This is a genomic window from Bacillus cereus group sp. BfR-BA-01349 (assembly GCF_022663795.1).
Taxonomy (GTDB): domain Bacteria; phylum Bacillota; class Bacilli; order Bacillales; family Bacillaceae_G; genus Bacillus_A; species Bacillus_A cereus.
In genome coordinates this window covers 24,919-37,642 of sequence record NZ_JAKUGE010000017.1, presented here as the reverse complement: position 1 = coordinate 37,642, position 12,724 = coordinate 24,919, and the positions used below count along the sequence as shown (strand labels likewise).

The following is a 12,724-nucleotide window of genomic DNA, read 5'->3' as shown; positions in this document are numbered from 1 at the left end:
CGTTAGTTCAAAAAAAGGTTTAATCTGTGTGTATTATTCTCAAAAATCTTAAAGTTGAACAACATGAATAACTTATGAAAAATGTCACATAACTAATGGTAAGCAATTGTTTCTAATTATATTTTGATTGGTGAAATGTAAAGGAGGTTATTATATGATTTGGTCTTTAATCGTCGGTGGTATATTAGGATGGCTTGCGAGCTTAATTACTGGAAAAGACGTACCTGGTGGTGTAATTGGTAATATTATTGCTGGTATTATCGGTTCTTGGGTTGGTTCGAAATTACTTGGTAGTTTTGGTCCAGTCATTGGCGGATATGCAATTATTCCAGCTTTAATCGGTGCGATCATTTTAATTTTCATCGTAAGCTTCTTATTACGAGCAATGCGAAAATGAATGTAAGGACTGTTTACATTTGTAAGCAGTCCTTTTTATATGTTATGCTAGTATTATACAATCAGGAGGTGTCAGCATTGAAAACATTCACAGTAAATTTCCATCAAGAAGATAATGCTAAAGCGACAACAGTACATAAATTAAGTGAAGAGGACTTTAACAAAGCAACAGAAAAAGGCACTCGTCATCTATTTGATTTAGATACAAACGTTGGATTCTTCGTATTCTTTGATGCAGAAGATGCAGAAGGAAACGATCAATACTTAATGTTACAATACGAAGGTGATCATGAAGAGCCAACTGCGTGCTACGGATTTGATTTAAAACTATACTATCAATTTTTAGCACTGTACTTAAACGATCTTGAGTTCCAAGGTGAAACAGATGAGGAAGAGGAAGAATACGGTCCAATTCATCATTTAGCGCATTTACTTTATCATATTGTTGAAGATGGTAAATCAATCGAAGTGTAATATACATATTTGAAGCTGCCCTTTTTGGGCAGCTTTTTTATATGACATTGGAATGGTGTACTGTGAGCTAAATAAAGTGAAACTTTAATCAGTGGGGTGTTCATCCCCACTGATTATCAGCCCTCACCAATCGGGCTTTTACGGACAGCAGGCCCCCACCTAACTTCTTTGTTTCCGCTGAATTTTGAGGTGGGGATCTTACTGCCCGGCAAATAGCGGGATAAATTAATAATAGAAATTTATTTATTACTTTCATGTTAGCATCGTAAAACACCTGTTATAATGATTGTAATTAAATTCATGGAGGCTAATTTTATGCTTGTAGATGTAAAAGCTTTTATTAAAGCTGCAGGTTTAACATGTATTTCATCATTAAGTGGAGATAACACGTTTGCTTATAATCTTGAAACTGTAAAAAATACTATCGCTACATTTTTTAAGAAGCTAAGATTTACCGTATAATTTTATTTTAACCAGTAGGAAAAGAGTAATCACTTCCTACTGGTTTTTTTCTGTTTCAAGGAGCTGTTGTGAGAGCATGTTTTAAGTTATAGATAGAGGATATTATCATTGAGAAGAGAAGGTTTAAATAAGGAGATGAAAATGGTTTCGTTTATCAGGAGGTAGTTACTTCGGATATAACAGACTTGGTTACTTTTTAGAAACAGCTTTTGTAATATATTTTGTACAAGCTTTTGGAGAGAGTGAAGCACTGACTTTTTTGGAACAAACATAATTTGAAAAGTAGTGTAATGGGTTGGTTAACGAAATGAATAAGATGCAATAGGGGGTAAAGATGATGAAAATATATTTAAAAATAGTTATGTTATTTTTGGTGTTTACATGTATGTTTGCGCTAGCCGCATGTAAAGAGACAGACGAAAAAAAGGAAACAAATCCAACCTCGGAAAATAATAAAAATGAACAAAGTAATTTTTCAGAAGAACAGAAAAATCCTGAAGCAAAACCAAGCAATGAAAAAACAACAAAACCATCGCCTGACCCAGATTCGAAAAATAGAACACTTAATCAAAAATCAATTAACCACGTTAAAGATTTGTTTGAACTCGCAAAAGAAGGAAAAGTACCTAATGTACCATTTGGAGCCCATACAGGGGATATTGAAGAAATTGAAAAAGCGTGGGGGAAAGCAAATAAAACCGAATATGCAGGGAACGGAATGTACGCAACTTTTACAAATAAAAATATTGTTTTCGGATTTAATAAAGGGTCACAAGTTTTTGATGTACGCTCATATCATGCAGAACTAAAATTGATTACATTACAAGAAATTGAAAAAGCATTAGGAAAACCATCTTCAGTTAAAGAGAATGGTGAAGATAAAATATATGTATACAAAGTAAATAACCAGTATGAGCTGAAATTTGTCATTCCAAAATCGACTGGTAAGGTAGATCATATTTCTGTATTTTCACCAGAGGATAGTATTAATAAAATGGCAGGATAAGAAATTAAGTGATTTCAAAAACACCTCACTTTCCTTAAATGAGGTGTTTTTAGTTGTAAATAAGGAACGTCTCCTGCCATATAAAACATACTTTCATACGCGAAATACTTCACTTTTGTTTTTTAATATTCATCCAATAAGAAATATTGATCTACTGAAAAAGTAGTAACCTATAAATTATGTGTAGGCTGGTTCGTGATTTTTTTACGTTCTAAATTTTGAACAAACAGTGCTTGAACAATACCTCCAATTAATAAGAAACTAGCACAAATATAAAACAGCATACTTCCATTTAACTTACTTAATAAAACTGCACCAATAACTGGTCCGCACGTTCGAGATATATCCCAGTGTATACCGTAAATTGAAAAATATAAACCACGTTTATTGTGAGGTGCAATTTCTGAAACGAATCGTAATAAGTGGTTTAGAGCAATACTTTCTCCAATGACTAAAAAGAGTAAGGTGAAGAATAACGACAATATCGTCGTTGAATAACTAAAGCCAACTGCAGCTATTGTATAGCAGGCGTAAGAAATAAGGATGATTTTCGCCATAGAAAATCGTTCAGACCATTTTACGAGGAAGATTTGTAGTATGATTTCCAAAATGGCTTTGCATGTTGAAATAAATGCGAGTATGAATACGAGATTAGGAAATACATGTTCTGCAAAAATACGATAATTCGTCTCAGTTTGTGCATAAAAAAAGCTAATAGGGAGTGTAGAAACCATAAGACCGAATATAGCATAATGTTTAAAAATAAATTGCTTTGGTGAACTTGCCTCAACTGTTTGTTTCGACTTACTCATAGGTGGAACGGTTTCTGGGAGCTGGGTCCAAACAACAACGGCATATATCGTAAGGGTTACACTTTGCACGATAAATAAATATTCTGGGTGAGTATTATAAAAACATGCACCGATTAAAGGGCCGACTACGGATCCAATTGCTCCCATCGTTTGTAGGAGAGCAAAAATTTCTGCTTGCTGCTCTTGTTTTGTTAAATCAGCAATTTGTGCACGCTGAGCTGGAATGTATAAGGAACGGCCAATACCATTAATGACATATAACAGTGCAAATATAAAAACAGATTGAGCGAAAACGAAACTGCCGATTGCAACACCTTGTAGTAATAATCCGAGTAACATAATCTTTTTTCGGCCATATTTATCAGTAATTCCTCCAGCAATAAGCGTAAATAAAATGTCTGAAAGTGGCTGTAATCCGAAAATTAGCATAGTTATTATTACATTGCCGTTTAACATTTTATTGACGTAAATAATCATAATGAGAGCTAACATAGATTCAGTCGTTCGGGTTAATAATTCACCACACAATCTAATAAAAATAGGTTTATTGTAACGAAGTAAGAGATAATTCAATATTAATTCCTCCTTTCTATATTGAAATGATAAGATGAAAGGAGAGTTGGAAAAAGGGTAGAGACTATAGGGAGGATTTTTCACCTTTTAGGGGGAGTATGATGTTTATTTTAGATCAATACATTGAACTATGGATTGCTTATGGAAAAGGAAAAAAAGAGGGAGAACGATTGGAAGTAACAGTGCAAAATATATCTGGTACATTATTTTGTACAGAGCGCAATAGTAAGTTAATTATAAAAAAATTAGATGAGTTAAATTGGATCAAGTGGTTTCCAGGTCGCGGCAGAGGAAATCGGTCTAAGTTAATATTTCAAAAGTACCCGATATCTTTAATTTTAGATAGAGGAAAAGAAATAACGAAAAAAGGGGATGTGAAAAGCGGAAGTATATTTGTGGAACGCTATAGCTCACATTTTCCATCAGTAAAGGGAGAATATCATTCCTGGGTGGATTCAATATTTGGTCATAAGGTTGAAATGACATCTGAAGGGAGAAGAGATGTACTCCGGTTGCAAGTACAAATGAATTTAGATATCACATTAGATCCTGTATACGCTACAATGCGCTCAGAATGCCATATGGTAAAACATATATTCGACACACTCGTGTATGTAGACGGTAATACAAACATTATAGAGCCAAGACTTGCATTTCACTGGGAATATAATGACGCTGAAAAAATATGGACGTTTTACTTACGAAAAGGAGTTCACTTTCATAATGGAAAACAACTTACTGCACATGATGTTATATACTCGTTGAATCGATTTATGAAGCTGGAAAATAATGCACACGCATGGATGTTACAACACGTTGAAAGTATCCGTTCAGTGGATGACTACGTTTTCGAAATTCAATTACATACAGAAAATCGAATGTTTTTACATATGCTAAGTGCAGAACAGTGTTCTATCGTGAATGAAGATGAAGCAGGAGGGCTAATTGGAACCGGGCCTTTTCAATTATATAAAAGTAATGAAAATCTGTTCATTTTAGAAGGACATCCTTTATATTTTCGTGAAAGACCTTTTTTAGATCGTGTTGAGTTGTGGAATGTAGAACAAGGTGTAGGTACATACGATGTTTTAGTAAAGGCGCAGTATAAAGATAAAGAAAAACATAATAAAGAATTGTCTCGGCTTGAGTCGAACGTGACATATATAACATGTAATCTTACGAAAGAAGGACCAATGCAAGATGAGTTATTTCGGAAAGCGTTATATAACATCATTCATGGTTATACAATCGTTCAAGAACTCGGCGGAGAACGTGGAGAAGTGGCAAAAAAACTAATATTAGCAGGTGAAAGCATTGTAGAGATTGAGGAAGATGTAGAAAGTTTAATTAAAAGGAGTACTTATCATAATGAAGTGCTACAACTCTACACATTTACAGGACGAGATCATGTTGAAGATGCACAGTGGATACAAAAAGAGTGTGCGAAATATGGGATTCGTGTAGAAAATAATTTTCTTGATATAGAAGAGCTATTGGAAGTAAGTACGATACAAAAGGCTGATATGATGCATGATAGTGCCACAATTAGTGAACGAATAGAAGATAGTCTATTATATATGTTTCTTACAAAAAATAGTTTTATTCATGGACAAAGCAGCATGGACTTTCATGAAAAGTTGTCTCCTTATTTTAGACAAGAAGAATTAGAGAAAAGAGTTACACTGTTACGTGATATCGAGGATACTTTGTTACGTCAAATTCATATTATTCCTTTATATCGTAATAAACAAGAGGTAAGTACACATGAAAAAGTTCAAAATATAATGATTAATTCACAAGGTTGGATTGATTTTTATAATATTTGGTTTAAGTCTTGATATATAAGGGCTTTTGCACATTTTCATAAGGTGTGTAAGAGCCTTTTTTGTATGTAGGAATAGGTTTGTTTTACACATTGTTACGCTACTTGTGATAAAAGTTTATTTACGGCGTAACAGTGTTATGTTACATTATTATCAGGAAGGAGTGTTATACAGTTGAGTACAGATTTAATTTCAAAAAAAGATTTATTAGAACTAACTGGTATTTCATATGGACAGTTATATAGGTGGAAAAGAAAAAATTTAATTCCGGAAGATTGGTTTGTACGAAAATCAACGTTTACAGGTCAAGAGACATTTTTTCCGAAAGAAAAGATATTAGAGCGTATCGATAAAATCCAAACGATGAAAGAGGATTTATCACTTGATGAACTAGCTAACATGTTTTCACCGAGTGTGAGAGAAATTCTTTTAACAAAGGAAGACATTTTACGCAAGGGGATTGCATCAGAACCAGTTTTACAATTTTTCATAGAACAAACGAATAAAAGAGCAGATTTTCAATTTGTAGATATTCTTTATGTGTACATGTTAGAAGAATTACTACAATCAGGAGAGATTAGTTTAGAAGAAGGAAAAATGGTCTTGCAAGTTTTACGTGAAAATTATGAAGCAATTAAACATAAAACTTGTGACTTAATCATTGTCCGAAAGTTAGGGATTTCTACATGTTTATTAGTTTCAAACGTGGACGATTTAATTTTTGAAAAAGGCACCAAAATCGTTTTACGCGAAGCGATTATGAAATATACCGAAGCATTAAAAACTAAATTGTTGTAGTGGAGGAGAAAGTATGCGTACAGATAATTTGATTATAAATGGTTACGGTTCATCGAATGGCGGCGAGTTTCATAAAGTGCAATTAAACGGAAAAGGAACTGTGAATGGAAATGTTGAATGTGAGCAATTTGAATGTAACGGTTACGGTGCAGTTACTGGCAATTTGAAAAGTAGTAGTGCACGAATTAGCGGATCTGGTAAAGTTGATGGCACAGTTCATGCTGAAACGATGCGAATTGATGGAAAAGCAACAATTACGCAAAATGTAAAAGCAAACAGTTTGAAAATTGCAGGAAAAGGTACGATAGGTGGAAATGTCACTGGTGAAGAATTTAAAGTCAATGGTCAAGCTACAATTGACGGTAATTGTGAAGTGGATACTTTTTCTTCAGAAGGACAATTTACAATCGGTGGTTTATTAAACGCAGATGAAATTAATATAAATATTCACGGTACATGTCGAGCGAAAGAAATTGGTGGTCAAACGATTAAAGTAAGACATAGATCAGGTACATTTAGTAGGCTATTTAAAACAGTGTTTGGCTTGCAGTTAGAAGCTGAACTATTAGAAGGTGACAATATCGATATTGATTATGCTCACATAAGAACAGTAAGAGGAAACAATGTTACAGTAGGAGCAAACTGTGAGATTGAACTGATTGAATATACTGGTGTTCTTACTGTTGATAAAAATGCAAATGTAAAAGAAATTAAGCAGGTTTAACGGAAGGGAGAAATCAGTATGGAACATCCACATAGTCTGACAGTAAATGGTTCTGGTAATTCAGCAGGCGGAGATTATAATAAAGTGAAGATTCGCGGTGAAGGAACAATTACGAATGATATGAGTTGTAATGAGTTTAAAACGTACGGAACGAGTGATGTACGCGGTAATATGAAAGTGAAAAATTATGTCGTGTATGGAGATAACGAAGTACAAGGAAATGTAGATGCGGAATATGTAAAAGTATATGGTAATACACAAATTCATGGTGATGCTCATATTGAAAAAACAAAAGTTAGAGGTATGATAAATATTGAAGGAAAGTTTTCAGGTGATTTCGTAGATGTAAAAGGTGCTTTAAATGTAAAGGGAGATATTGAAGTAGAAGATTTATCATTAACTGGTGGTCTTGAAAGTGATGGATTACTTAATGCTGAAAATATTGAAATTTCACTTCGTTATGAAGGCAGTAAGATAAGAGAAATTGGTGGTAAAAAAATTACCGTTCGTAAAAAAGCGAGATTTATTCCTTTTACTAGTCATGCTGGGAGCCTCCAAACTTCGATTGTTGAAGGAGATGATATCTATTTAGAACATACGATCGCTGAAGTGGTAAGAGGCAACAACGTCACAATTGGTCCTGGATGTGAAATTAGTGTTGTAGAATATCATACTAGTTTTAATCAAAAAGGTAATGCAGTCGTAAAAGAACATAAACAAATATAAGTAGTATGAGGGAGAGCAAGAGATATGGTTGAGAAGAATAATAAGCTCGGCTTTGTTGTGGCGGGCTTATTGCTAGGTATTTTAATGGCATCGATGGATAATACCATTGTCGTAACGGCGATGGGAACAATCGTTGGTGACTTAGGAGGCCTTGAAAACTTTGTATGGGTCGTTTCTGCCTATATGGTCGCAGAAATGGCAGGCATGCCGATTTTCGGTAAGCTATCAGATATGTATGGTAGAAAGAGATTCTTTATTTTCGGTTTAATTGTCTTTATGATTGGTTCGGCACTTTGTGGTACTGCTGAAAATATTACACAGTTAGGTATTTATCGTGCCATTCAAGGTATTGGTGGCGGGGCATTAGTGCCGATCGCGTTTACTATCGTTTTTGATATTTTTCCACCTGAAAAACGCGGGAAAATGGGTGGTTTATTCGGAGCTGTATTTGGATTATCTAGTATTTTCGGGCCATTACTTGGCGCATATATTACCGATTACATTAGCTGGCACTGGGTATTTTATATTAACTTACCACTTGGCATTTTAGCACTTATTTTTATTACATTCTTTTATAAAGAATCACGCGTTCATAGAAAGCAAAAAATTGATTGGTTTGGCGCAATTACTTTAGTTGGTGCAGTAGTTTCTTTAATGTTTGCGCTTGAACTAGGCGGACAAAAATATGATTGGGATTCTAGCTTTATTTTAAGTTTATTTGGTGGATTCGCTATTTTAATCATCGCATTCATTTTTATTGAACGAAAAGTAGAAGAACCAATTATTTCATTTGAGATGTTTAAGCAGCGCTTATTCGGAATGAGTACAATTATTGCATTATGTTACGGTGCTGCATTTATGGCAGCAACTGTTTACATTCCGTTATTCATTCAAGGTGTATACGGCGGGACTGCAACAAACTCAGGATTATTACTTTTACCTATGATGCTAGGATCAGTCGTAACAGCGCAGTTAGGTGGATTTTTAACGACTAAGCTGAGCTACCGAAACATTATGATTATTTCTGCTGTTATTATGTTAATCGGATTATTCTTATTAAGTACATTAACGCCAGAAACAAGTCGTGTATTATTAACAGTTTATATGATTATTATCGGATTTGGAGTAGGTTTCTCATTCTCTGTACTAAGTATGGCTTCAATTCATAACTTCGGTATGGAACAGCGTGGATCTGCGACTTCAACGAGTAACTTCATTCGTTCATTAGGAATGACACTAAGTATTACAATCTTCGGAATGATCCAAAGAACAGGTTTCCAAGATCAATTAGAAGAAGCATTTAAAGGGATGAGCGGGGAAATGAATACAAAATTAGGGGATTCAAGAGCCATTTTATCAGAATCGGCAAGATCTCAAATCCCTCCGCAAATATTAGATAAAATTATTGACGCTCTTTCTAGTTCAATTGTTCAAACATTCATGTGGGCATTGGTACCAGCTGGATTAGCATTCATATTCATTTTCTTTATGGGAAATGAGCGTATGGTAATTAAGAAAGAACAAATGAATAAAAAGAGTGAAACATCAAAAGCGTAATGAAAAAGCTCCTTTCCAATTGGAAAGGAGCTTTTTCGTATGTACGGTGTTAGATTAGCCTTCGATAATTTCGTATTCTTCGTCTGCAAGTAATAAAATTTGCGTTTTCTTGCCTTTGTTTTGAACTTCGATTACATCGTATGCGCCTAAGTCTCTTACTTTACTTTGAGAAGCGTTAACCATAACTTCAATAGGAATCAATTAAGATATCTTCTTCAATATATGATTCAGGCAATGCCATATCTTCAGTATCTAATACACACGCATATAGATTTTGTAAATTTTCAGTAGTTGGGTTTTGTTCCTCAACATCAATGATATTTTTTACTGCATCCATATTTTCTTCTTTTGCTTGGTACACTTTAATTTTAGCCATAATTTTAATCTCCTTTATAACGTAATCGTAGAGGCTACACCTCATTATAACGTTTTTTTTATGAAAGATGAAATTGTTATATGTATTTGTAGTAAAAATTATGTGTCCTTACTCAAAATTGGTGTAATTTCCATATAAATGTACAAGTAGGTAACGATAATGTTACGTTAAAGTTATATTGTCCAAGCTTTTCTTATTTTCTTCTCATATATATGTAGTAGCAATTCTATATAGAGAAGGGATGGAGTGTAAGTGGGTTGTGAACCGAGAGTTTCTAGAGATTTTGTTCAAGTACCTGAACTGGTAGGTTTTCGATTACTTTTATCACATCCAGCTGGAGACCCTTTAAACTACGGATTATTATTTATTAATTTTCCTGATACGATTTTTATTTTTATATTGGCATCAAGCGGATACCTTTCCATTTCGAACTGTTTAAAAATAGAGGGCGGAACTGGTGATGCCGAAATAGAAGAGATAAAAAAATGATAGAGGATGACGTTAACACGTACAAATCAGTTGTTAAATTGACTAAAGTATATAAGAACGGTGAGACAGAATCTTTTATTTATAAAAATGAGTTATAATACATGTATTTAAATGCACCCTCAAACTATTGTTGAGGGGTGTTACATAATTAATTATGTTGGTCCTTCAAACCGTTTGTTAACGGGTAAGAAATATATTTATTGTTGACTTATTTTATAGGTTGATCATTTCATAGTTAGTAGATGTTATAATCATTTTATGTTTACTGATATTTTATAAATATTCGAAGTTTTAATTTAATAGTCAATTGCTTTTATGATGAACAGGTGGGTATGTATATGAATACGAATTATGGAGCGCTCATGAAAATGTTAAGAGTAGTTGATTCTAAAGAAGGCGGGAATGTAAATGATATATGAAGCGAATATACATACAAGAAAAAAACTAGTTTCTATGTTTGAGGATTTCAATAACGTTGTTTTACTTTCTTATTTACAAGGGCATATGGGTACTGCTTGGGTAAATGACCTTGAAAATCCAAAAGTAGCACAAGTTACGGTAGGGATTTTTACATTTTACGCTGGAGACCCAAATACGAAAGAAACAGAAGAGTTATTACGTAATATTCCAGAAAGAATTTTAGTTATCGTAAATAGTGAAGAGTGGAAACAACGCTTAGAAACATTCCATGAAAGAAAAATAGATAAGTTTTTACGTTATAAATTCAAACGAAATCCAGAAGTTTTTAATCGTTCAAAATTACAATCTTTTATATCAACACTTCCAAAAGAATATGAGTTAAGAAGAATAGATGAGCATATCGCAAATAGCCCCAAATTACATAAGATATCTGAAGATTTTACAAGTCAATTTCATTCGGTAGAAGATTATATAAACCGTGGTATAGGTTATAGCATTTTATATAACGGAGAAGTTGTATGCGGTGCATCCTCGTATAGTATTTATAATGACGGGATTGAAATTGAAGTTGCGACTGATCACAATCATAGAAGAGAGGGCTTGGCAACTGTAGTTAGTGCAGCTATTATATTGGATTGCTTAGAAAATGGAAAGTATCCAAACTGGGACGCAGCGAATACTACAGCTGCTAAACTAGCAGAAAAGTTAGGATATGAATTTGATAAGGCATATGATACTTATTTTGTAGATAATAGATGAGTGAAGGAGTTACATACTAAAAAATAAATACGCCCTAGTACGTAAGTCTAGGGCGTATTTATTAGTTGGTAAATATCTTCATAACAATTTTATCATATTTTATCTTTTGAATGTTTGGAATTAAAGATATTTATGTGACTTTTTGAAAAAATAAAAGAGCAGCTAGCAAAAGCTAACTGCTCTTCTCCAAGGGGGAATGGAGAAATACAATCATGTTACCTATAGTATTGACAGAACATTGAGTTTTAATCAGCCATTTATAAAAGGAGAGATAAAATATCTTTGATTAATCCTTAGCTCCAATTAGGAGTACTGATAGAAAAACGATTGAGAATATATTTTTTTATTACATTTACAATTTGAAGAGTAGAACGTGTTTATCGTAATTCTCCAAACACCAATTATATTTTTTTAGAATGATTGGATGGACTGCTTCTTTCGTAGTATCGACTTCAGTATATCCATATTTCTTATAAAAGTTTTCTAATTCCTCAAAAGGAAGACAATATACATTTTGTATTTGTGATTTTTTTGCAGTTTCTACTAAAAATGAAACAAGCTCACCAGCTAATTGTAGCCCTCTAAATTGAGGCAGAATAAAAATTCCGCCCATTTCTAAAGTATCTTCATCTATTTGGACTAATCGGCCAACACCTGCATACTCGTTGTTATATGTAATAATTGCAACTTTATCTCTCTTTAAATCACTCCGTACAAATCCTATTGAGTCATATTGGTTATTAATCCATTCTAAATCGTTAGATGTGGCCAATTGAATACTCATATACATCCTCCTTCGGAATACTAGCGCTCTCTTCATTATATAGAACATAAGATACTATATCAAAAGAACCTTGAGATAGCACATTTGTTTAAGTTATTAGTTAAAAGTGTGGGATTGCTGGCATTGAAATCATGGCTTCACCAAACATAGGATAATAATCTTGTGAATTTAGTGTTACATAGTCAAAATAAAAATTAGTTTATGTGTTCGGTAACGTACGATTGTTTAAGTGTAGAGAAAATCATAGGGTTATTTTAATTAGTAGCTACTGTATTCATTGAAGCTATTAAGGAAATGTGGTAATCGCCAGCCCTAGTGATACAAATCATATTAGGATTTAGTAAAAAAAATTCTTCCTGAAAAAGAGGGGGATTAAAGATAAGAGCACTTCGAAAAGTGCCCTTCAGTAACGACTACTCATTCTAAAAAGAGAGGATGCAATATATCATATGAAGTTAAGTGTATTTAAGTATGGGTCTTTTATATAAATGTGAAATAAAAGAGGGTTGTCTTCTTATTAGAAGGCAGCTTTTTGTTATTACAAA

General features: G+C 33.4%; 12 protein-coding genes and 3 pseudogenes. 12 read left to right on the top strand and 3 right to left on the bottom strand.

Annotation, left to right across the window (positions count from 1 at the left end; translation table 11 throughout):
- Positions 1–154 precede the first annotated feature (154 nt).
- From MR169_RS11630 to MR169_RS11610, 5 genes and pseudogenes are all read left to right on the top strand, one after another.
- Positions 155–397, top strand: coding sequence for a GlsB/YeaQ/YmgE family stress response membrane protein (locus tag MR169_RS11630; RefSeq protein ID WP_000638306.1), 243 nt, complete (start codon positions 155–157; stop codon positions 395–397).
- Between the two features lie 77 nt (positions 398–474).
- Complete coding sequence (locus MR169_RS11625; protein WP_000847587.1) at positions 475–870, top strand: hypothetical protein; 396 nt, start codon at positions 475–477, stop codon at positions 868–870.
- Between the two features lie 315 nt (positions 871–1,185).
- On the top strand, positions 1,186–1,332 hold the full coding sequence (locus tag MR169_RS11620; RefSeq protein ID WP_242319429.1) for a chorismate mutase: 147 nt from the start codon (positions 1,186–1,188) through the stop codon (positions 1,330–1,332).
- A 139-nt stretch (positions 1,333–1,471) separates the two neighbouring features.
- Positions 1,472–1,643, top strand: a pseudogene (locus MR169_RS11615) (aminopeptidase); the annotation flags it as partial.
- Between the two features lie 23 nt (positions 1,644–1,666).
- Entirely contained in the window at positions 1,667–2,338 is a 672-nt protein-coding gene (locus tag MR169_RS11610; RefSeq protein ID WP_001987496.1) for a YjgB family protein, read from the top strand.
- Positions 2,339–2,508: 170 nt separating this feature from the next.
- On the opposite strand, the gene MR169_RS11605 is transcribed toward MR169_RS11610, so the two are convergent.
- Entirely contained in the window at positions 2,509–3,723 is a 1,215-nt protein-coding gene (locus MR169_RS11605) for an MDR family MFS transporter (protein WP_001108458.1), read from the bottom strand.
- Positions 3,724–3,824: 101 nt separating this feature from the next.
- Here MR169_RS11605 and MR169_RS11600 point away from each other — a divergent pair, with 101 nt between their 5' ends.
- From MR169_RS11600 to MR169_RS11580, 5 genes are all read left to right on the top strand, one after another.
- On the top strand, positions 3,825–5,561 hold the full coding sequence (locus MR169_RS11600) for an ABC transporter substrate-binding protein (protein ID WP_242319428.1): 1,737 nt from the start codon (positions 3,825–3,827) through the stop codon (positions 5,559–5,561).
- A gap of 159 nt (positions 5,562–5,720) precedes the next feature.
- Positions 5,721–6,344, top strand: coding sequence for a YhbD family protein (locus MR169_RS11595; RefSeq protein ID WP_000102244.1), 624 nt, complete (start codon positions 5,721–5,723; stop codon positions 6,342–6,344).
- Positions 6,345–6,357: 13 nt separating this feature from the next.
- Positions 6,358–7,068, top strand: coding sequence for a bactofilin family protein (locus tag MR169_RS11590; protein WP_001258387.1), 711 nt, complete (start codon positions 6,358–6,360; stop codon positions 7,066–7,068).
- Between the two features lie 18 nt (positions 7,069–7,086).
- The gene (locus tag MR169_RS11585; RefSeq protein ID WP_000400904.1) at positions 7,087–7,794 is read left to right on the top strand and encodes a polymer-forming cytoskeletal protein; all 708 of its coding nucleotides are present in this window, start codon (positions 7,087–7,089) and stop codon (positions 7,792–7,794) included.
- A gap of 24 nt (positions 7,795–7,818) precedes the next feature.
- The gene (locus MR169_RS11580) at positions 7,819–9,351 is read left to right on the top strand and encodes an MDR family MFS transporter (RefSeq protein WP_242319427.1); all 1,533 of its coding nucleotides are present in this window, start codon (positions 7,819–7,821) and stop codon (positions 9,349–9,351) included.
- 54 nt (positions 9,352–9,405) lie between these two features.
- Here the strand turns inward: MR169_RS11580 and MR169_RS11575 are convergent.
- Positions 9,406–9,727 (bottom strand): annotated as a pseudogene (locus MR169_RS11575) (hypothetical protein).
- Positions 9,728–9,988: 261 nt separating this feature from the next.
- On the opposite strand from MR169_RS11575, the pseudogene MR169_RS11570 reads away from it, so the two are divergent.
- Positions 9,989–10,314: pseudogene (locus MR169_RS11570) on the top strand (BC_2878 family exosporium-associated protein); the annotation flags it as partial.
- Between the two features lie 310 nt (positions 10,315–10,624).
- Positions 10,625–11,395, top strand: a complete 771-nt coding sequence (locus tag MR169_RS11565) for a GNAT family N-acetyltransferase (protein ID WP_000638730.1) — start codon at positions 10,625–10,627, stop codon at positions 11,393–11,395.
- A 352-nt stretch (positions 11,396–11,747) separates the two neighbouring features.
- Here the strand turns inward: MR169_RS11565 and MR169_RS11560 are convergent, their stop codons facing one another.
- Positions 11,748–12,179 carry a GNAT family N-acetyltransferase gene (locus MR169_RS11560; protein ID WP_000027151.1) on the bottom strand — a complete coding sequence of 144 codons (432 nt, stop codon included), beginning with the start codon at positions 12,177–12,179 and terminating at the stop codon, positions 11,748–11,750.
- Positions 12,180–12,724 lie beyond the last annotated feature (545 nt).